This window comes from Psychroserpens sp. BH13MA-6, assembly GCF_052983595.1.
The window spans coordinates 371,769-393,081 of record NZ_JBRJGE010000004.1; the positions used below are offsets into that span (position 1 = coordinate 371,769).

20 protein-coding genes are annotated in these 21,313 nt (G+C 36.8%); 13 read left to right on the forward strand and 7 right to left on the reverse strand.

Translation table 11 applies throughout. From position 1 onward, the window contains the following. Nucleotides 1–912 (forward strand): bile acid:sodium symporter family protein, encoded by a 912-nt coding sequence (locus ACU8DI_RS10755; RefSeq protein ID WP_447112778.1) that lies wholly within the window; start codon nucleotides 1–3, stop codon nucleotides 910–912. Beyond that, nucleotides 909–1,943, forward strand: coding sequence for a 1-acyl-sn-glycerol-3-phosphate acyltransferase (locus tag ACU8DI_RS10760; protein WP_447112779.1), 1,035 nt, complete (start codon nucleotides 909–911; stop codon nucleotides 1,941–1,943). Before ACU8DI_RS10755 ends, ACU8DI_RS10760 begins: the two co-directional genes overlap by 4 nt. Here the strand turns inward: ACU8DI_RS10760 and ACU8DI_RS10765 are convergent. The 3 genes from ACU8DI_RS10765 to ACU8DI_RS10775 form a co-directional block, all read right to left on the reverse strand. Continuing rightward, complete coding sequence (locus ACU8DI_RS10765) at nucleotides 1,938–4,442, reverse strand: M14 family metallopeptidase (RefSeq protein ID WP_447112780.1); 2,505 nt, start codon at nucleotides 4,440–4,442, stop codon at nucleotides 1,938–1,940. The two genes, ACU8DI_RS10760 and ACU8DI_RS10765, sit on opposite strands and share 6 nt — an antisense overlap. A gap of 81 nt (nucleotides 4,443–4,523) precedes the next feature. Next, on the reverse strand, nucleotides 4,524–4,925 hold the full coding sequence (locus ACU8DI_RS10770; protein ID WP_447112781.1) for a PUR family DNA/RNA-binding protein: 402 nt from the start codon (nucleotides 4,923–4,925) through the stop codon (nucleotides 4,524–4,526). A gap of 69 nt (nucleotides 4,926–4,994) precedes the next feature. After that, nucleotides 4,995–6,749 (reverse strand): ABC transporter ATP-binding protein, encoded by a 1,755-nt coding sequence (locus tag ACU8DI_RS10775; RefSeq protein WP_447112782.1) that lies wholly within the window; start codon nucleotides 6,747–6,749, stop codon nucleotides 4,995–4,997. Between the two features lie 129 nt (nucleotides 6,750–6,878). Here ACU8DI_RS10775 and ACU8DI_RS10780 point away from each other — a divergent pair, with 129 nt between their 5' ends. From ACU8DI_RS10780 to yajC, 4 genes are all read left to right on the forward strand, one after another. Beyond that, entirely contained in the window at nucleotides 6,879–7,979 is a 1,101-nt protein-coding gene (locus tag ACU8DI_RS10780) for a Glu/Leu/Phe/Val family dehydrogenase (RefSeq protein ID WP_447112783.1), read from the forward strand. A gap of 143 nt (nucleotides 7,980–8,122) precedes the next feature. Next, nucleotides 8,123–9,034: a transcription antitermination factor NusB gene (gene nusB, locus ACU8DI_RS10785; protein WP_447112784.1), complete on the forward strand. Its 912-nt coding sequence runs from the start codon at nucleotides 8,123–8,125 to the stop codon at nucleotides 9,032–9,034. 125 nt (nucleotides 9,035–9,159) lie between these two features. Further along, nucleotides 9,160–9,660 (forward strand): DUF1573 domain-containing protein, encoded by a 501-nt coding sequence (locus ACU8DI_RS10790; RefSeq protein WP_447112785.1) that lies wholly within the window; start codon nucleotides 9,160–9,162, stop codon nucleotides 9,658–9,660. Nucleotides 9,661–9,663: 3 nt separating this feature from the next. Next, the gene (gene yajC, locus ACU8DI_RS10795) at nucleotides 9,664–9,954 is read left to right on the forward strand and encodes a preprotein translocase subunit YajC (RefSeq protein WP_447112786.1); all 291 of its coding nucleotides are present in this window, start codon (nucleotides 9,664–9,666) and stop codon (nucleotides 9,952–9,954) included. 62 nt (nucleotides 9,955–10,016) lie between these two features. On the opposite strand, the gene ACU8DI_RS10800 is transcribed toward yajC, so the two are convergent. Together ACU8DI_RS10800 and pepT are read right to left on the reverse strand one after the other, a co-directional pair. Next, nucleotides 10,017–10,616 carry a YdeI/OmpD-associated family protein gene (locus ACU8DI_RS10800; RefSeq protein WP_447112787.1) on the reverse strand — a complete coding sequence of 200 codons (600 nt, stop codon included), beginning with the start codon at nucleotides 10,614–10,616 and terminating at the stop codon, nucleotides 10,017–10,019. Nucleotides 10,617–10,717: 101 nt separating this feature from the next. Beyond that, the gene (gene pepT / locus ACU8DI_RS10805) at nucleotides 10,718–11,962 is read right to left on the reverse strand and encodes a peptidase T (protein WP_447112788.1); all 1,245 of its coding nucleotides are present in this window, start codon (nucleotides 11,960–11,962) and stop codon (nucleotides 10,718–10,720) included. Between the two features lie 120 nt (nucleotides 11,963–12,082). Here pepT and ACU8DI_RS10810 point away from each other — a divergent pair, with 120 nt between their 5' ends. Beyond that, on the forward strand, nucleotides 12,083–13,120 hold the full coding sequence (locus tag ACU8DI_RS10810) for a quinone-dependent dihydroorotate dehydrogenase (RefSeq protein WP_447112789.1): 1,038 nt from the start codon (nucleotides 12,083–12,085) through the stop codon (nucleotides 13,118–13,120). 44 nt (nucleotides 13,121–13,164) lie between these two features. Here ACU8DI_RS10810 and ACU8DI_RS10815 read toward each other — a convergent pair whose 3' ends face one another. Next, nucleotides 13,165–14,910 (reverse strand): T9SS type A sorting domain-containing protein, encoded by a 1,746-nt coding sequence (locus tag ACU8DI_RS10815; RefSeq protein WP_447112790.1) that lies wholly within the window; start codon nucleotides 14,908–14,910, stop codon nucleotides 13,165–13,167. Nucleotides 14,911–15,131: 221 nt separating this feature from the next. Between ACU8DI_RS10815 and ACU8DI_RS10820 the strand changes: the two genes are divergently transcribed. The 6 genes from ACU8DI_RS10820 to guaB all read left to right on the forward strand — a co-directional run bounded on the left by ACU8DI_RS10820 (nucleotide 15,132) and on the right by guaB (nucleotide 20,712). Further along, on the forward strand, nucleotides 15,132–15,758 hold the full coding sequence (locus tag ACU8DI_RS10820; RefSeq protein WP_447112868.1) for a LysE family translocator: 627 nt from the start codon (nucleotides 15,132–15,134) through the stop codon (nucleotides 15,756–15,758). Nucleotides 15,759–15,794: 36 nt separating this feature from the next. Continuing rightward, nucleotides 15,795–16,658, forward strand: a complete 864-nt coding sequence (locus tag ACU8DI_RS10825; RefSeq protein WP_447112791.1) for a hydroxymethylglutaryl-CoA lyase — start codon at nucleotides 15,795–15,797, stop codon at nucleotides 16,656–16,658. A 170-nt stretch (nucleotides 16,659–16,828) separates the two neighbouring features. Next, nucleotides 16,829–18,013, forward strand: a complete 1,185-nt coding sequence (locus ACU8DI_RS10830) for a hypothetical protein (RefSeq protein ID WP_447112792.1) — start codon at nucleotides 16,829–16,831, stop codon at nucleotides 18,011–18,013. A gap of 94 nt (nucleotides 18,014–18,107) precedes the next feature. Then, entirely contained in the window at nucleotides 18,108–18,635 is a 528-nt protein-coding gene (locus ACU8DI_RS10835; protein ID WP_447112793.1) for an FMN-binding protein, read from the forward strand. Continuing rightward, entirely contained in the window at nucleotides 18,635–19,138 is a 504-nt protein-coding gene (locus tag ACU8DI_RS10840) for a hypothetical protein (protein WP_447112794.1), read from the forward strand. Before ACU8DI_RS10835 ends, ACU8DI_RS10840 begins: the two co-directional genes overlap by 1 nt. A gap of 101 nt (nucleotides 19,139–19,239) precedes the next feature. Then, on the forward strand, nucleotides 19,240–20,712 hold the full coding sequence (gene guaB, locus ACU8DI_RS10845) for an IMP dehydrogenase (protein ID WP_447112795.1): 1,473 nt from the start codon (nucleotides 19,240–19,242) through the stop codon (nucleotides 20,710–20,712). Between the two features lie 106 nt (nucleotides 20,713–20,818). Here the strand turns inward: guaB and ACU8DI_RS10850 are convergent, their stop codons facing one another. Then, the gene (locus tag ACU8DI_RS10850) at nucleotides 20,819–21,250 is read right to left on the reverse strand and encodes a hypothetical protein (protein ID WP_447112796.1); all 432 of its coding nucleotides are present in this window, start codon (nucleotides 21,248–21,250) and stop codon (nucleotides 20,819–20,821) included. Nucleotides 21,251–21,313 lie beyond the last annotated feature (63 nt).

Below are 21,313 nucleotides of genomic sequence, written 5' to 3' on the forward strand. Positions count from 1 at the left end.
ATGGAGCAACTTGATAATGTTAGAATAAATTTTGATGGCAATGGCCTTTGGATTTTAAATGGCGCCTTGTCTATCGTCATGTTTGGTGTAGCATTGGGTATTTCGCGCAGCGACTTTAAAGCGCTACTCGAGCAGCCCAAAGCAGTTATTGTTGGACTCGTAGCGCAATTTCTACTTTTACCTTTTTTAACCTTTTTAATGATTTGGATCATCCAGCCACAGCCAAGTATCGCTTTAGGAATGATGATGGTCGCAGCCTGTCCAGGAGGCAATATCTCTAATTTTATGACTCACCTCGCTCACGGGAATACCGCGCTTTCTGTGAGTTTAACTGCTTTCGGAACACTTTTAGCCGTAGTCGTTACACCATTGAATTTCCAATTGTACGGGAACCTCTATCAGCCTACAGCTGAGATTTTACGGCAAGTGGAATTGCAACCTTTTGAATTGGTTAAATTGGTAGTGCTCATACTAGGAATACCTCTAGTCTTGGGTATGGTATTGAGATCCAAAAATACCACCTTAGCAATGAAGCTTTCAAAACTCCTGAAGCCTATATCTATTGTTGTATTTGTAGCCATTGTTGTGATCGCATTTTCTAAAAACATTTCAGTGTTCAATACCTATATACATTATGTGCTCATTATTGGGATAGCGCATAATTTTCTGGCGATTTTACTCGGGTTTCTTACAGCAAGAGCCTTTAAATTATCATTTAAGAATCAGAAGACCTTAGCTATAGAAACGGGAATTCAAAATTCAGGATTGGGGTTGCTGCTCATCTTTACTTTTTTTAACGGACTAGGCGGCATGGCAATTATGGCGGCATTTTGGGGAATTTGGCATATTATTTCAGGGCTAATTCTCGCATTTTATTGGAGTTATAAACCCGTTAAAATAGTAAAGGTTTGAAAATCCTTTGGTTATATATCGTTAGGGCTTACATACGTTTAGGGCTATTCTTTTATTATAAAAAGATTAAAGTGATCAATGCGCATCAAATTCCGAAAGAACAAGCTATTATGTATTTGGCTAACCATCAAAATGCGCTTATGGATGCCTTACTAATCGCTACAAAAGGGAATCGATTTGCCTATTATTTAACACGAGCCAGTGTTTTTAAAAATCCAGTTGTGGGTAGCTTTTTGAAAAGTTTAAGGATGTTACCCGTGTTCAGAATAAGAGATGGTTGGAGCAATTTAACAAAGAATACTTCGGTATTCAGTAAGTCTTCTCAACTTTTAGCAGCACAACAAGCTATCACTATTTTTCCTGAAGGAAGCCATAATTTAAAACGTACGGTTAGACCATTGAGTAAAGGGTTTACTCGAATTATATTTGAAACTTTAGAACAGTATCCTGAGACTAAGATTGGTTTGATTCCTGTAGGCATGAATTACCAAAATGCTAAAACTTATGGCGATAGTGTGTCCATAAATTTTGGTCAAGTATTCTTTGTAGAAAGAAAAGATATCGGGAATAAACATCATGACCTATTAGCTTTGAAGACTAAAGTTTTTAATGAGTTATGCAAGCTTACCGTTCATATAGACACTCAAGATTACGATGCTATTTTAGAAAAAATAGAGGCCTTGGATGTGGATTTCACGAATCCTGTGGCTGTCAATAAATGTTTAGCTAACGAGTTACAATTGTGTCCGAAGCAAACAAGAAATAGTAGCCTGCGTGTCCTGAAGCATGTGTTCAAAATCTTACTTATCATCAATTTATTTGTACCCTACATGCTTTGGAAAATCATGATAAAACCTAGAATTATGGAAGAGGAATTCATTGCTACCTTTCGCTTTGCGGTGGCCTTGACCCTCGTACCCATTTTCATGGCTGTAGTAATGGGAATACTATTATTTTTATGTCATTGGCAGCTGGCCATGATTTATGGTACGATGGTACTGCTTTTAGCCTTACTTTCTGTAAAACTATAATTCCTCTCTGAAAAATATAGCATTCATCATTAATTTGTTGGTCCCGTACCAGAACGCTCTAAAATTGGTATTGTCTGTAAAAACGACCACGTTTCCACGACCAAGTCGTTTTACTTGAAAGGGAACAGTCTGAGCCAAACTATCTAAGTTCGGTTTTGAGATGTAACCACTCAAAAGTGGATTTTTAGTGTATTGAATTGGGTTATTATAACTTTGTTTGTCAGCTTTTAAAAACATCGTATTATTTCTAAAAAGCGCAATTTTATCGTTCTTATAGCCAAAATTAATGGGATGAGAGCGATCGATATCTGCTTCGAAAATTGCGCCTCCAATCACTTGAGCACCTCTGAAATCACTTTTTTGTTCAAAAGATATATCCTGAGCTGTTTGATTCATTTTTTTAAAATCTAGTGCTATAAACTCCTTGTTTTTTAACCAATTTAACGCACTTCGATAGCCAATGAGCGTTCCACCATTTTGAACCCATCTTTTAAGTTTTTCTGAAACTTTATCATCGAGCGAACCACTCGGTAAAATAATTGTATTGTAGCGGTCCAAAGACGTCCAATTTAATGCTTTGGTATCTAGTTTGGTAAGTCTCATATCGTAGCGTTGATCTAATAAATGCCAGATTTCACCAGCATCATAACTTCGAATGCCACTACCAACAATTAGCCCTATTTTTGGTGCCTTGAGTGCTCGAAATTGATTACTCCCAAGGTCAATTCCGTTTGTTAATCCTGTAGTAACGCCATCAAACGTGACATGACTTTCAGAGGCAACAGTCTCAAGAAATGTATGTAGTTCCTTTTGCGTAAGGTTTTGATTTTGAACCGGAATCAAAATTGTGCCATAGTCGTAAGATTTTCCATTGATCTCAAATCTTTTCATGCCAACTTTAGCTCGCAACCCTTTGTTCAGAATTTTATGTATTGCTTTGGGAGCATAATATTCATGCCATTCCATGAGGTACGCATAGTTGCTCATGTCTGACACTTTACCTTCAGGCATTTTCAATGTGTCTACCTTAGTTCCGGCTAATTCAGTAGAGGCTTCTAAATCATAATCCAACCCGAAAGCCAAAGGGAACGTCCAAGCAGAGACATCGTAGAATAGACTGTCTTTAAAGGTTGTGCGCGTTTCAAACATGGCATTGAGCAAGCGACTATTTTTTTGGTTTTTAGGAACCACAAAGGCGTGTCCTTTTTTGTAGCGCTTATTGTTGAGTTTCACATCTTTTTTAAGATTGAAAAATTCTATTTGGTGACGCTCTAATATTTCAGCGAGATGAAAGGTCTTAGCAGCATCTTTTTCATCACCAAAAATGATGGCCTTGTTTTGTTCTTTATTTGCTTCATCTCTGGCGTTTTTATAAAAGTCATGTTGGTATTGTAAAATATCTTTTCGCATGCTATTAGCCGCTTCTAAGGTGGATAGGGCAGCGGTCAACTGATTTCTAATAGTGAAAGGAAAAGTTAAGATGCCATTGTCGCTTTCTTGAATATGTCCACGGGAACTGGCTTGTTCAAATAAAATACCAATACCACCATTAATATCTGGAAAGGTCGAGCCTTTTCCATAGTAAAAATCATCGAAACTTTCTTCAGTATAGTAAAAGGACCCAATTTTATCTAGGGCTTTTGCATGAAAATCTCCGATACGTTTGGTTAGTTCTTGATTCATGGCTGGCGTTAGTGGATGCGTTCGAGAAGGAATGCCTGGCTGAAAAAAGAAGCTTGAGTTTGTACCCATTTCATGATGATCGGTTAAAATATTTGGCAACCATTTATGGAAGGTAGCGATACGAGCTCTAGATTCAGGTAACTGAACAGGAAGCCAATCTCTATTCATATCGAACCAATAATGATTGGTGCGTCCACCTGGCCAAATTTCACTGTACTCGCGATCATTCGGATCTGGATTCAAATTTTTACTTTTATTCGTATTAACCCAATAGGCAAAACGTTGTAGACCGTCTGGATTCAAGGCAGGATCAAAAAGAATGATTGTATGTTTCAATAACTCTTGAACCTCACTGCTTTCCGCTGCGGCTAAATAATACGCAGCGAGCATAGACGCATTTGAACCACTAGGTTCGTTGCCGTGTATGGAAAATCCTTGGTACACAACGATAGGACGGTCATTAGAATTAGCGTTGTTGGTTTCAGTGGCTGCTATGTGTGTATTTCGAATAGTTTCAATGCGACTGTGATTTTCGGGTGAGGTAATTGTTAGTAATAATAGAGGTCTGCCTTCAAAAGTGCTACCGCGATTTTCTATTTGGATTCTGTCTGAGACCTTTGCCAGAGTTGTCATATAATTTATCAGCTTATCATGAGTGATATGCCATTCACCCACTTCATGGCCAATCACAGATGCTGGTGTTGGGATGGAGGAGTCATAGGTCGTGTTTTGTGGGAGGTAGTAGGTTACATCGGTTGATTGTTGTGCTTGCAGTTGAAACACACACATTAAAGCTAAAAAGATAGTCAGTCTCATAAGTTGGTAATTTTTATAAAAATAAAAAAACCGCTACGGTTTAGGTAGCGGTTTCATATAAATTAACAGAAGTCCTTAGTTTTAGATGTCTTCAAAATTGATATCCGTAAATTTTTCTGCGGAATCTGAGCTAGCTGTGGATTCACCACCTTCAGCTAAATCAACATTGTCTGAATAATCGTCTTTTTTGAAATCTTTTTGATGACGTTCGCTGATCACTTCATCTCCTTTTTCAGCGATAATATAATCGGTCATTTCTCTTAAAATTTCATTGAACTCAGAAAAATCTTCTTTGTATAAATAGATTTTATGCTTTTTGTAATGAAATGATCCATCGTCATTCGTGAATTTTTTACTCTCTGTAATGGTGAGGTAGTAATCTCCAGCTTTAGTCGCTCTTACATCAAAAAAGTAAGTTCTTCTTCCTGCTCTTAATACTTTAGAGAAGATTTCTTCTTTCTCCATCATTCCGTGATCGCTCATAGCTATTTTTTAATTTTAATTTGAATGTGCACCAAAAATCTAAAAAAAAAGTATAGTATACAACAAAAACTATAATTCTTTTGTGCTGAGCTGTTTTAAGTAAAGTTCCTTGTAGTAACCATCAGTACTTACGAGCATATCATGAGTTCCGCTTTGAAGAATTTTTCCATCTTCGAGGACAATAATCTTGTCAGCATCCTTTGCTGAAGAGACGCGATGACTCACAATAATAGTGGTTTTTCCTTCTGATATTTTACGTAAACTTTTCAGGATTTTCTCTTCCGTTTCAGTGTCAACTGCCGATAAACAATCATCAAATAATAAGATGTTTGGCGATTTAATGATGGCTCTTGCAATAGAAATACGTTGCTTTTGTCCACCCGATAATGTAATACCTCGTTCCCCTAATTTGGTGTCGTAACCATTTTTAAAGGTCTTAATATTTTTGTGGACATCGGCATTTTTCGCTGCTGCAACAATATCGTCGTGCGTGGCATCTTCCTTGCCAAATTTGATGTTGTTTTCAATGGTGTCTGAAAACAAAAAGGCATCTTGCGGCACATAACCTATATGCTCTCTCAAACTATTTAAATTGAGTTGGTCAATCGCTTTGCCATCAATTTTAATAGTACCTTCCTGCACGTCATAAAGTCTGCCAATAAGGTCTAGAATGGTTGATTTCCCGGAACCTGTTTTACCTAAAATAGCCAGCGTTTCTCCCTGTTCAAGTGTAAAACTAATGTGATCGAGCGCTTTGATATTGGTATCTGGATAAATGTAGGTAACGTTCTTAAATTCAATGTGTCCTTTGATGTCTGAAGGCTTCGGATTTAAGTTTTTTATTTCCGGTTCTTGTTTTAAAAACTCATTAATCCGTTTTTGAGAAGCCTCTGCTTGTTGCACAAGATTAGTGACCCAGCCCACAGTCGCTACAGGCCATGTAAGCATATTGACATAAATAAGGAATTCAGCGATCGTCCCTATTTCTTGAATTTCTCCGTTGATGTATTGCATTCCACCAATATAAGCCACTAAAATATTACTGATACCAATCAATAGGATCATGGAAGGGAAAAACAGTGCCTGCACTTTGGCGAGATCTATCTGTTTTTGTTTACTATCGTTTGATAATGTGTTGAATTCCTCATAATTTTCAGTTTCTATACCGTAGGATTTAATCACAGAGATGCCACTAAATGATTCCTGTGTATAGGCAGATAGATGTGATAAATATTCCTGAACAATGCGACTTCGCTTATTAATGACCTTACTTAATTTGTAAATAATGAAAGACAATACAGGTAATGGTAAAATGGTATATAACGTGAGTTTCGGATTGATACTCAACATGTATATAAGAGCGACAATAAATAGAGTGGCTGTATTAATCGTATACATGATGGCTGGGCCAGCGTACATTCGAACCTTGCCAACGTCTTCACTTATTCGATTCATTAAATCTCCCGTACGGTTTGACTTATAAAAGTTGAGGGATAAGTTTTGGTATTGTTGGTAGACTTCATTTTTAAGATCATACTCGATATATCGAGATACATTGATAATAGTTTGTCTCATTAAAAACGTAAATATACCAGTGATGACAGCAGCGCCAATAAGATACAAGATATTCATTGCTAGTTCCTGCCTAAATGCATCACCAGCTAAACTGCCTTCGATCGCTTTAGAAATCGTGGTGATCGATTTACCTATAAACCTTGGTGTAAACAAGGCAAATATTTTGGCGCCAATGGTTATTAATATGCCTAGCAACAACTTATAACGATAACGGTAGAAATATTTATTAATATGTCTTAATTCTTTCATCTAGCTTTTTCGGGCTTTATTTTAGACGGTTGATAATTTAACGTCCTAATTTTTGCTAATACTCTAATATTGCGTTATTTTTGCACGCTATTTTGCGCATAATTACATAGGTGCTAATCTAAATTTCAAATGACGTTAGATGTTATAAGTTCAAAAGAACTTTCAAAAATCGACCCAGTTTTCGGACAAATATCTTTTGATAATCACGAGCAAATCGTTTTTTGCAACGACAAAGATACTGGTTTAAAAGCAATAATTGGTATTCATAACACAGTTTTGGGACCGGCTTTAGGAGGTACCAGAATGTGGGCCTATAATAATGAATGGGAAGCCCTCAATGATGTACTCAGACTCTCAAGAGGTATGACCTTTAAATCAGCTATTACTGGACTTAATCTAGGTGGTGGAAAAGCGGTCATTATTGGTGATGCCAAAACGCAGAAAACCCCAGAATTAATGAAAAAGTTTGGGGAGTTTGTTCATTCCTTGAGTGGGAGGTATATCACTGCTGAAGATGTAGGAATGACCACAGAAGATATGGACACTGTTAGAGAAGTGACGCCCTATGTTACTGGTATTTCAGAAAATAAAGGTGGTGCAGGAAATCCGTCTCCAATTACAGCTTATGGTGTTTTTATGGGGATGAAAGCTGCAGCCAAATTCAAATATGGGAGTGATGTTTTAGAAGATAAGTCAGTATTTGTACAAGGTATAGGCCATGTAGGAGAATCGCTTGTGGAACATTTGATGAATGAAGGTGCAAAAGTCACTATTGCAGATATCAATCAAGAACGATTGGAAGAGGTTAGAGCTAAGTACGATGTCACTATTTATGGTGGACAAGACCTTTTCAATGAGCCTATGGATATCTATGCACCTTGTGCCTTAGGTGCTACAATCAATGATGCAACCATCCATAAATTACAAGCAGATATCATTGCTGGAGCAGCTAATAATCAATTAGAAGATGAAGTAAAACACGGCAGGCTTTTACAAGAACGTGGTATTTTATATGCCCCAGACTTTTTGATCAATGCTGGTGGTATCATCAATGTTTATGCTGAATTAGAAAATTACGATAAACAAGAGATTATGCGTAAAACAGAAAACATTTATAACACCACTTTAGAAATTTTCGATCGTGCTAAAGCAAATAACGTGACCACTAATGTTGCTGCTATGAGTTTAGCTAAGGAACGTATTGAAACAAGAAAAAGAGAACAACAATAATTAATTGTATTACAAACCTTAAAAAAGTTTGGTTCTTTTAAAATAATATTATTTTTGCAGAGCGAAAGGACATAATCTTTCGCTTTGTTAATTTTTAGCTCTTTGTAACTATGTTAAACAGACGACACATTCGTATAAAAGTTATGCAAACTCTTTACGCTTCTCAAGGCAGTGAGAGTGATGACTTAAAAGCTAATGAGACATTTCTTCTTAAGAGTCTGGACAGCATGTACGATTTGTTTTTGGCGCAATGTTCATTGCTTATTGCAGTGCATCAAAAGGCAAACGATCGATTGAAAAAAAATCAGCAAAAACTTTTAGCAACTAAAGAGGAGAAAAATCCGAATGCTAAGTTTGTCAATAATGAGCTTTTGGTCTTATTGAGTTCAAATGAAGCTTTAAAGTCACGCATTGAAGATCAGAAAGAGAATCTGTGGTATCTCGATTTCGAGTATGTAGATGTTATTTTCAAATCTATTATCGAAAGTGATATTTACAAAACCTATATGGCCACTAAAACCTCTACCTTCAAAGAGGACAAAAACTTTGTGATTGATATTTTTACGGAAATCATAGCACCCAATGATAAGCTCTACGATTATTTTGAAGATAAGCGCCTCACGTGGTTAGACGATTTGCCAGTGGTAAATACAGCCATTTTAAAATTGCTCAAGAAATCTAAGGCTTCTTCTGAAGGAAAACACTTTACACCAAAGTTGTTCAAGGACATGGATGATAGGGATTTTGCCATAGACTTACTTAAAAAAACGATCTTAAATCAGACAGCTTTCAGGCAGGAAATTGCGAATAAAACTAAAAATTGGGATGCCGATAGAATTACCCAAATTGATACGGTCCTAATGGAATTGGCCATTTGTGAATTTCAGAAATTTCCATCAATTCCTGTAAAAGTAACCATCAATGAATATCTGGAAATCGCTAAGGAATATTCTACACCTAAAAGTAGCAATTTCATCAATGGTATTTTAGACAAAATAATTAAGGAGTATACTGCGGAAGGCAAACTCAATAAAATAGGAAGAGGATTGTTGTAAACTTGTAGGAATCATCAAGTTTAGACTGTTAATCTTTTGTTTGAAAATGCACTAAAAATTTTGATTGGATGAAATTATTAGTACATTTGGGTTCTCGAATCAAAAACAATTTAAAAATCATAGCAATGAAAAAAGCAATTTTAGCGTTTAGCGCATTATGTTTAGTAGCTTTTACGTCTTGTAAAGAAGATGCAACTAGCAAAATTAATTCGGATAACGTTGCGGCAGCAGCAGAAAGAGATGCAAATGCTTCTGAGTTTCCAGTCATCTCTTTTGAGGAGACTGAGCATGACTTTGGAACGATTGTAAACGGAACGCCTGTTGAAACAAAATTTAAATACACGAATACAGGTAAAACGCCTTTAGTAGTGAGTAACATTAAAAGTACTTGTGGATGTACTGTGCCATCAGATTGGAACAGAGATCCTTTAGCGCCAGGTGAATCTGCTGAATTTACAGTAAAGTTCAATGGTAAAGGTTCTAACCAAGTACAGAAAACAATTACGTTAACTACAAATACAGAAAAAGGTTCTGAGCAAGTGAAGATCAAGGCATTTGTTGAGCCAGATCCAAATGCACCTGCTAAGAAAGCTGGTTCAGCTTCAATTCAACCTGTAGGAAAGTAATTTATGGATTCATTTGGAGGAATTTTACCGATTGTTGCCATGTTTGCCGTGGTGTATTTTTTCATGATTGCTCCGCAAATGAAGCGAGCTAAGCAGGAAAAAGCATTCGCTGCAGCACTGAAAAGAGGTGACAAAGTGGTAACTAAAAGCGGTATGCACGGAAAAATTGTCGATCTAAATGATAAAGACAATAGCTGTGTTATCGAAACACTCGCTGGAAAAATAAAATTTGAACGTTCTGCGATTTCTATGGAAATTAGTAAGAAACTCAATGCACCAGCAACTGTGAAATAAATCTCAAAACACATATTTATAAAAAAACTCCGAAAGTTACTTTCGGAGTTTTTTTATGGATTTCAACAATTTTTGTACTTATCGTTTAAACCAACACCCTTTAAAATCATTGGTTTGATCTTTTCAATACGGGATTGCTTGGTAGCCGCTCTTTTTGCATTATTGATATAGTTGCAGTATTCACGCTGTTTTCCTGGAGTGAGCTGGTCAAAACTGGCTTTTAATTTGCTATTATCTTTCAGAACAGACGATAATTCCTTCGGCACAGAAACCTTCGTGCCTTTTCGCGTTGGTTTGATTTCTTTGCCTAATTTTTGATTTTCGATAGCTTCTTGTACGTATGATAATACGATGGCTTCATCCACCTCGTCAATACTATTAAAACGCATTTGTCTTAAGGCTTTCGTTTTATTTTCCTGGGCATTCACCAAAAGATTTTTAGAATCTTTCAAGAATACACCATTAAAAAACCAAATACCGAAATGCTGTTTAAATGCTCCTAATCCTATGACATTCTTTCCTTCAAGAGAATACACAGGTGCATTCCATTTGATGGACTCTTGTAGTTCCGTCGAATTAATAATATCGCGAAGTTTGTATAGTGCTTCAGAAAAATGCTCATGATTGGCTATATAGCCTTCTACAGTGCTAACTTTTTTCATAGTAAACCAATTAGATCATAAAAATACATAATTTTTGCGTACAGATTTTTCGCTACAAGAAGCTCTGTTATCACATGGCCATAAGAAGGCGTTGTAAAGCTCTAAGGACGATACTTTTCGGCAGTTAATTCCACAATTTTACAAATAACTTCCGTTGCTTTAATCATACTTTCAACTGGGACATACTCATAGCGACCATGAAAATTGTGTCCGCCTGCAAAGATATTTGGGCAAGGGAGTCCCATATAACTTAATTGAGAACCATCGGTTCCTCCTCTAATAGGTTTAATGAGTGGTTCAATATCTAGTTGTTTCATGGCTTCTTCTGCAATGTCTACAATATGCATCACAGGTTCAACCTTTTCCTTCATATTGAAGTATTGATCTTTTATGTCTATGGAAATGACTTCTCGCTCGTATTGGGAATTAATGTCATTAGTGAGGTTTCTCATGACTTCCTTTCGTGCTTCGAAATGGTCCTTGTCGTGATCTCTAATAATATATTCCAAAACAGTTTCTTCTACTTTACCTTCCATATGATGTAAATGAAAGAAACCTTGGTAACCTTCAGTGTGCTCAGGAGTTTCCAATCGTGGTAACGAATTTATAAATTCAGTAGCGATATACATAGAATTCACCATTTTACCTTTAGCATAGCCAGGATGAACTATTTTTCCTTTCACCGTAACTGTAGCACCTGCCGCATTAAAATTTTCATATTCTAGTTCACCAATCTGGCTACCATCCATAGTGTATGCCCAATCTGCTCCAAACTTCTCCACATCAAACTTATGGGCGCCTCGACCAATTTCTTCATCAGGTGTAAAGCCTACTTTAATATCGCCATGCTTGATTTCTGGATGATTTATTAGATACTCCATAGCAGAAACAATTTCAGTAATCCCAGCCTTATCGTCTGCGCCTAATAATGTGGTACCATCTGTCACGATGAGCGTCTGACCTTTATACTGCAGCAAATCTTCAAAATAATCTGGAGACAGAATGATATTGTGTTCAGCATTGAGTGCGATATCTTTTCCGTCATAGTTTTCAATCACGCGAGGTTTAACGTTAGCACCTGTAAAATCAGGCGATGTGTCAAAATGAGAAATAAAACCAATTGTTGGTACGTCATGGTCTACATTACTCGGCAACGTAGCCATGATATAAGCGTTTGGATCAATAGTGACATCTTTCATGCCAATAGCAATCAATTCTTTGGCAAGCGCGTGAGCTAAGTCCCATTGCTTTGGAGTACTTGGTGTTGTATCACTTTTAGGATCAGATTCCGTGTCTACGGTGACATAACTGATGAAGCGTTTAATGATATGTTCTTTCGAAATCATACTCGAGAGGTCTTGTTATTTGTAGTGAAAAACGTTAAAAATTCCGTAGGATATTTTATAGGACGAAAGTTAACGATTTTAATCAAATCTGTAGTATTTTTGCAGCAGAAAAGATTTGATATGTATAAGCTTCTACTGCGACCTATTTTATTTTCTTTCGACCCTGAAAAAGTACATTATTTTACATTTTCTCTCATTAGAAATTTGTCCAAAATACCAGGAATGATGGCTTTGTTTCGTGCGCTCTATGTCGTGAAAGACCAACGGTTAGAACGTGAGTTATTCGGGTTGAAATTTAAGAATCCAGTAGGTTTGGCAGCAGGTTTTGATAAAAATGCTGTCTTATATAATGAGCTTTCAAATTTTGGTTTTGGCTTTATTGAAATAGGAACCGTTACTCCAAAAGGTCAAAAAGGAAATCCTAAAAAACGATTATTCCGACTCAAAGACGATCAAGGAATTATTAATCGAATGGGTTTTAATAATGAAGGCTTAGAGGCTGCCATAGAAAAACTTAAACAACATAAAGGCCATCTCATTATTGGTGGAAATATCGGTAAAAATACCGCTACTAAACCTGAAGATTATACGAGGGATTATCTGGATTGCTTCAATGGACTTCATCCATATGTGGATTATTTCGTACTCAATGTGAGTTGTCCCAATGTAGGTAGTCATGCAAAATTAAACGATAAGGATTATCTGCTAGAGCTCATTTCCGAGGTTCAAAAAGCGAATGCTAACTTTGAAAACAAAAAACCAATTTTACTAAAAATAGCACCAGATTTAAACGATAACCAACTCGACGAAATTATCGAACTTATTGAAGAGACGAAATTAGATGGTGTCATAGCAAGTAATACGTCTGTAGATAGAACGGGATTAAAAGCTAGCGATGCCAGATTGGAAGAAATTGGACAGGGTGGCTTGAGTGGGCAACCTATCAAATCAAAGTCTACTAAAGTCATCAAATATTTAGCAGATAAGAGTCAGAAGGCCTTTCCAATTATTGGGGTTGGTGGGATTCATTCTGCTCAAGATGCCCTAGAGAAAATAGAGGCTGGTGCAGATCTCGTTCAAATTTATACCGGCTTTATTTACGAAGGCCCTTCTTTAATTAAAGCGATTAACAAAGCTTTAATAAAAAAAGCGAATTGATTTAAAAATCCATTCCCTTTCGTATGCTTTCAATGCTATCACCATTAATTCTTTATAAAAGACAGGGTTTCAGAATGATTTCTTTTATTCAGTCTGATGTAGTAAACACCACTGTTTAATGGTGTTGTGTTTATCGTTAAATCTGACACATTGTTAATCTCCTTACTCGTAATTTCTTGTCCCAACACATTATATATGTGATAGCCGTCTGGAAGATCATTCATATTGGAAGATTGAATGTTTAATTGTTGATACGACGGATTAGGGTACAACGATATGGAATTTGTCTTAAAATAATTATCAACACTTAAGACGTCATTTGCCATATAGGTTGTTTCTCCCGAACCATAGTTGCCACCACTCACAATCACATTACCTTCAAGTGTTGACAAGTTGTATGAACCAAAACCTGAAGCACAACAAATACCATCGCCATAGCTATCAATCATTTCAAAAGAATAACATTCATTAGTTGCAATGGCGAAGTTTTCAGTAAAGGTTTGAAAGTCATCAACACCTTCCACATAAGTTGGACTCGTATATAATGGTGTGCCATTACTGTCTCTCAATACCCAAGAAGTTTCCGCTGGCCAATCGTCTGTGGTCAACGTTAGTACCAATTCGCTAGTTGCAATGTTTTCACTGCCTACTTCAATATAGTTTTGATAGACTTTGGTGATGTTGTCGGTGCCATTGGAAATGGTTAAGGTGACATCAAAAGTTCCAGTACTTGTATAGCTATGTGTTGGATTTTGTGTGGTGTAATCAATGACGTCATCACCATCAACATCCCACTGCCAAGAAGTCGCACCTGTACTATTATCTACAAAATCAACATCGAGTACATTACTGCAATCTCGAGTGTAATTCGAAGCAATATCAACGTTAAAACTTGGACAATTCAACTCTGATCGCGATGCTTGGTACACAGCATAAATCCGAGCATATTGCTGAGGAGAGAACTCTGTTCGACACGATTTACGGGAGTAGGACATGATGTTCAACGGATTCGGGTTAAAGAAATCACCGTTGGCATCTGTGGCGCTACCTACATAATTACAAGAGGCATTGACATTACTGTTACTTAATTGAGGGTCTGCTGGTGTATCACAAATGAAATCACCACTACTAGCACAATTTGATCCGTCTACAAGTTCTGTCGTAAGCGAACTATTACTGTTTCCATGCGTATGTGAAAGCGCGAAAAAGTGACCCATTTCATGAGGTAAAGTGCTACCGTTGAGCGCGCATGAGTTATTCATCATTATCACTTCAGGACCTCCTGGGAAATAAGCATAGCCACATAATCCGGCGCCTTCTTCCGTACTCACCGTATTAGCAAAATATATATTGATGACATTTGTGACATTGTTCGCTAAGGTCAAGGCATCTTGTTCATCTGTAGAGAAGTCATAGTATTCAGAACTATCAATAAAGTTGATACCGTCACACAAGAAAAATTCTAAATAGGCATTGGCATAATATAGATTCATATCAGCAATGGCATTTGCTACCTGTGTCTCAGTCAATCCGCCAAATCCTCCATCGGTTCTAATGATGTGTGCCTTAATAGGTACCGAACTGACAGCAGTAGAGCTTCTTTGAGAGCTTAGTTGATAAAAGGTTTGTTCATACTGATTGATTTTTGGCATGAGATCTTGGATAAACTGTTCGGATTCCGGTGTGGCAACAGTTCCACATTGTGGTATTTCTTGCGCTATTAAAGAATGTGCAAAGCACAAAATTGTCAAAATGAACAAGGCATGTCTGAAAATAGAATGTGATGTCATGTCTGCTAATGTAGGTTTAGTTAATCGCGTAAACATACGAAAAAATCGATAAAATACTATATTTATAGATGAAATACAGTATTTTATGTAATGAACATGGGTTACTAATTAGGTCATTATAATTTAAAAAACATGAATCCCTTAATAATTCAGTTTTAAAATTTAATGCATACTTCATAGCTCACCTGTAATTTTAATTATTTTTGTGAAAAATAAACCAACTGAATTACGACCTACTCATATCGTTTGTTATTGCCACGTCTGCTTTGGCTATATCACCAGGACCGGATAATATATTTGTCTTGATGCAAAGCATGGTCAATGGAAAGAAATATGGCTTAGCCACAGTTGCAGGTTTAATTTCAGGGTGTTTGGTTCATACAACATTGGTGGCATTTGGCGTATCGGCCATTATAAAAAACAATGACACTTTGTTTTTTATAATCAAATTGTTTGGAGCTGCTTATTTGTTGTATTTGGCATATAAAGTTTATAAGACTGATGGCGCTTTAAGCTTAGACTCTGAAAACATTCCTAAGAAAAGTCTTTGGGCGCTTTACAAACAAGGATTTATGATGAACGTTTTAAATCCGAAAGTGTCTATTTTTTTTCTTGCATTTTTTCCTGCATTTTTATTTAGTGATGGTATAAGTACCGTAGTTCAGTTTTATGTTTTAGGTCTATTTTTTATGGTAGTATCGGCCATTATTTTCTCTGCCATTGCGATTCTAGCTGGTGCAATTTCTTCCTATTTAAAACAACACATACGATTGGGGTTTTATCTAAAATGGTTGCAAATTATTGTCTTTGTTGGGATTGCAGTCCTCATACTCACTTCGGAAAAATAGCTTCTAAAAATCATCTTTATTGCTATCTTTGAGGAAATGAAGAAAGCGATCAAAATAATCGAATGTCCGCGTGATGCCATGCAAGGTATCAAAGAGTTTATTCCTACATCTAAAAAGGTGCAGTACATTCAGTCTCTTCTCAGAGTGGGATTTGACACGATTGATTTTGGAAGTTTTGTTTCACCCAAGGCCATTCCTCAAATGGTGGATACTGCAGAAGTGTTGTCTCAACTGGATTTGAGTACTACTTCTAGTAAGCTTTTGGCAATAATTGCCAATACCAGAGGCGCCAATGATGCTTGTCAACATCCTGAAATTGATTATTTGGGATATCCATTTTCAATTTCAGAAAACTTTCAAATGCGAAATACGCATAAAACGATTGCACAATCAGTAGTGACGCTTTCTGAAATATTAGAACTGGCCAACAAGCATGGAAAGGAAGTTGTGGTGTATATCTCCATGGGTTTTGGAAATCCATACGGTGATCCATGGGATGTTGAGATTGTAGGGGAGTGGACGGAACGTCTGAGTCGGATGGGCGTGCGAATATTGTCGTTAAGTGACACCATTGGCAGTTCTAACCCTGACAGTATTTCCTATTTGTTTTCCAATTTAATTCCTAAATATCCTCAAATCGAATTTGGTGCGCATTTACACACAACACCCACAACTTGGTTTGAAAAAGTAGATGCCGCCTATAAATCGGGTTGCATGAGATTTGATGGTGCCATTCAGGGATTTGGAGGTTGCCCGATGGCTAAAGATGAATTAACGGGAAATATGCCTACTGAAAAGTTACTGTCTTATTTCACTTCGAATAAACACAATAACCTCAATGCTATGAGCTTTGAAAGCGCTTACAATGAGGCTACAAAAATCTTCACTGCTTACCATTAGTATTTGGCTTCGTTTAATTTTTAATATGATTTATTGATTCACAATAGGTTAGAATTTTGCTGCTCTTTTTATTTAAAATTAATCTAAATAAACTTTGATAAAGTCAGAATCTGTTTTATTTTTGCACTCGAAAACAACAATCTATTTATAATAAGTCTAAATAAAAACAAATGAAAAATATTTTTGCCCTATTAATTTGTATGTTAAGTGCCTCCTTATGGTCACAGGTAACACCTACCTCACAAGATAGTATTACCTTTAATCCACAGCAACAGTTAAATGCAGCTCAACGAATTTTATCTGGAAATTACGGTAAAGCGGTTACGGTGGGAGCTTATGGCGAAATCACTTATAATCAACCTGAAGCCGATAACGGAGAAATGGATGTACAGCGTCTTGTCTTATTATTTGGCTACCGATTTAATGATAAAACACAATTTGTCACGGAGATTGAGATGGAGCATGTGGAAGAAATTTTTGTGGAGCAGGCCTTCGTAAATTATGCAGTAGCAAACAATATTAGTTTAAGAGGAGGTTTGATGTTAGTTCCTATGGGAATCATTAATGAATACCACGAACCAACAACATTTAATGGTGTTGAGCGTCCAGGTGTTGACAATGCGATTGTTCCTACCACTTGGCGCGAGATAGGTGTAGGTGTTACAGGACGTTTTCCTGAACAATCAATCACTTATCAGGCTTATATTTTTAACGGTTTTAAATCTACTATCAATAATGATGGCGCTATATCTGGTGTGTTAAATGGTAGTAGTGGTTTACGTGGTGGTCGTCAGAAAGCGATTAAATCAACTATAGATAGTCCCACTTTCTCTACCAAAATAGAATATTATGGTTTACCAGGTTTGAGATTAGGATTGTCTGGTTATTATGGAAAAACACAAGCGGAGGACGAGATTGAATCTATGGAAGGATCAAATATTGGTATTGCAATGGTTGGTTTGGACGCACGTTATGCTTATAAACGTTTTGCGGCAAGAGGACAATTTATTCATGCCTCCTTAAGTGATACTGAAGACTACAATAATTTAACTGGCGGTGATTTGGGAAGTGCCTTAATGGGTTATTATGCGGAAGTTGCTTATAACTTATTGCCTTTAACTAAAGCCCAACGTTTATTTGCTTTCGCGCGTTATGAAAATTATGATACTCATGCAGATACTGATGGCGATTTAATTAGAAATGATGCGTATAACCGAACAGACATTACAACAGGTTTAAGCTATCATATTGCTCCTGGTGTTGTCTTAAAAGGAGATTATCAATTTAGAAGTAATGCACAACAAGGTAGTGATGTAGATAATCGACTTAATTTTGGGATCGGTGTATGGTTCTAAAAGTTTTTTAATTGATTGGTCAACGGGCTACTTTGATATGTTATAGGATCATGGTAGTCTTTTGGCATTTAAAATGTAATATATATATTAAGCTATGATTTTAAAACATATATACTTATTAATTGTTTCGGTTTGTTTATTAACCTTTGGCCTTCCTGAAAAAATACAAAAAAAGGTTTTCAAGGAAATTGAAAACACTTATGACGTCGAAGAATTTGAATTTCAGTCATTTCCAATAGACCAAACGCTAACAAAATCATTACCTTCCAATTTTAAAGAGGATCATTTTTTTGAAATCAAATCCGCAGGTAAAAAAATAGGTTATGCTTATGTGGCTAAAGCACCAAGTAAAACAGCACAGTTTGACTATTTAATCTTATTAGATCCTAATTTGGTTGTCAAAAAAGCAAAAGTCCTTATCTATAGGGAAGAATATGGTGGTGAGATTGGAAGTAAACGTTGGTTAAAACAATTCATTGGTAAGACACCTAATGATGAACTCATATATCAGAAAGATATTGTTGCCATAGCTGGCGCTACTATATCTGTGCGTTCAATGACTTCTGCAGTGAACGATTTATTAGCATCCTTAGAGATACTAAAATCTAAAAACATACTTTAATGCAATTAAACGGTCAACTTTCAACATTTCCTAAAGAAATCAAACTTTTGATTACGGCATTTTTAGTGGTATTAAGTGTTGGTTTTTACACAGGATTGCTGTTTGTTGGAGAAACTTCCGAGGCTAATCCACAAGGGATTGAAGAGCAATATCTTGGTAATGAAGATCAGCCAGAGGCGCCTGTTATGAAATTCAAAAAAAATGAACAGCAAATGCTTACGCTGGTTCATGGGCACATATTATCGATGTCTATTATTTTCTTTTTGGTCGGACTTATTTTAAGTACAGCGAAACTCTCAAAAAAGTTAAAAATGTTATTAATTGTAGAACCCTTTATATCAGTTCTCTTAACATTTGGAGGTATTTATTTACTTTGGACAGGCATCACATGGATGTCCTATGTTATTATGATTTCCGGAACTTTAATGACCTTGAGTTATACAACTGCAGTCCTCATTATTTTCTACCAATTAGCAGTATCAAGACACGTCAAATTACATTAAACCATAGAATAGGCACTCTAAAGGCTAAGATTTGATTAGGACTACATAATTTTCCCTTTTTATGTTGTATATTTGTGCGCAATTATAACTGTAATTGCATCATGACAGCACACGAAAACAAAATTGTTGGAGAAGGTCTTACTTATGACGACGTACTCTTGGTTCCAGCATTTTCTGAAGTTTTACCTAGAGAGGTAAATATCCAAACAAAATTCACACGAAATATTACTATTAATATCCCTGTGGTGTCCGCAGCAATGGATACCGTAACTGAAAGCAAAATGGCGATTGCCATGGCTCAAGAAGGAGGTATTGGTGTGCTGCACAAGAATATGACTATAGAGCAGCAAGCCGATAAAGTACGTCGTGTAAAACGTGCGGAAAGCGGCATGATCATCGATCCGGTGACCTTACCTTTAACGGCGAGAGTCGCTGATGCCAAACAACAAATGGCAGAACATAAAATTGGCGGTATTCCTATTGTGGATGACAACGGCATTCTAAAAGGAATAGTTACTAATCGCGATTTGCGTTTTGAGCATGAAAATGATCGGCCCATAGTGGAGGTGATGACCTCTGAAAACTTGGTGACATCATCACAAGGAACCTCATTAAAAGATGCAGAAAAAATACTCCAGCAGAATAAAATAGAAAAACTACTTATTGTAGATGATGCTTACAAATTAGTAGGACTCATTACCTTTCGCGACATCACTAAAGTGACACAAAAACCCAATGCGAATAAGGATTCATACGGAAGACTCCGTGTGGCTGCTGCTATAGGCGTCACGGCCGATGCCGTAGATCGTGCTTCAGCTTTGGTAAAAGCTGGCGTAGATGCTGTTATTATTGATACAGCACACGGACATACCAAAGGTGTTATAATGGTTTTAAAAGACATCAAAGAAAAGTTTCCTAATCTCGAAGTTATAGTTGGTAATATTGCTACTGGTGAAGCAGCCAAATATCTCGTTGAAGCAGGAGCAGATGCTGTTAAAGTAGGTATTGGTCCAGGCTCTATTTGTACGACAAGAGTCGTTGCTGGTGTCGGATTTCCACAGTTTTCAGCGGTGCTCGAAGTTGCTGCGGCTATTAAAGGTTCTGGTGTACCAGTTATCGCAGATGGCGGTATTAGGTATACAGGAGATATTCCGAAGGCGATTGCAGCTGGAGCCGATAGTGTTATGCTAGGCTCTTTACTCGCGGGAACGAAAGAAAGCCCTGGAGAGACCATTATTTATGAAGGAAGAAAGTTTAAATCATATCGTGGGATGGGATCTGTTGAAGCTATGAAACAAGGCAGTAAGGATCGCTATTTTCAAGATGTTGAAGATGATATTAAAAAATTAGTACCCGAAGGTATTGTTGGTCGTGTACCTTACAAAGGAGAGCTCGTAGAAAGTATCCATCAATTTGTAGGTGGTTTGAGAGCTGGAATGGGTTATTGTGGTGCCAAAGACATCACTACGTTAAAGGATACAGGCCGATTTGTAAAAATCACGTCTTCGGGTATTCACGAAAGTCATCCTCATGATGTTACTATTACTAAAGAAGCTCCAAACTATTCTAGGTAGTCTTCTTTTTTAACCATCTATATCCAATAAAAAGGCACCATATCTTGGTGCCTTTTGTTTTGTATGAGAGTTGGATGTGTTTATTTATAAACCTCAAGACCAAATGCTATTGCGTTATTTTTTTGCGTTTTGAGAATTTGGTTCCAATTTTACCACCTAACCATGCCATAGGGATATATGCTGCAAGAAGATCTACAACCGTAAACCAAGTTGGTCCAGAGAGTGTAAGATTGATAACGATACCACCTAACAGGAAAAGGACTCCAACTGCCAAAGCGAATTTCATCTTATGGCTAAAGGCAATCAATGCGGCAATAATAGCACCAATAAATGTGCCACCTGCATGTGCTAAAAAGGGGAATATAAAGTGCTTAGAACTCAAATTGGGCATTGCTTCGGCTAAGGCTTGCATGTCTGTCATATCAACACCTTCAATAGGAAATATATTATGACCAAGCTGTACAAGTCCCATATTGATGAAACTGCCAAAGAGCCATCCGAGCACTATTGCCAGAATATTTTTGATAATTGGATTCATATTGAAAGTTGTTTTAATGTATTACACAATTCAATGTAGTAAAAAGTTGAGACATGGCTAAAC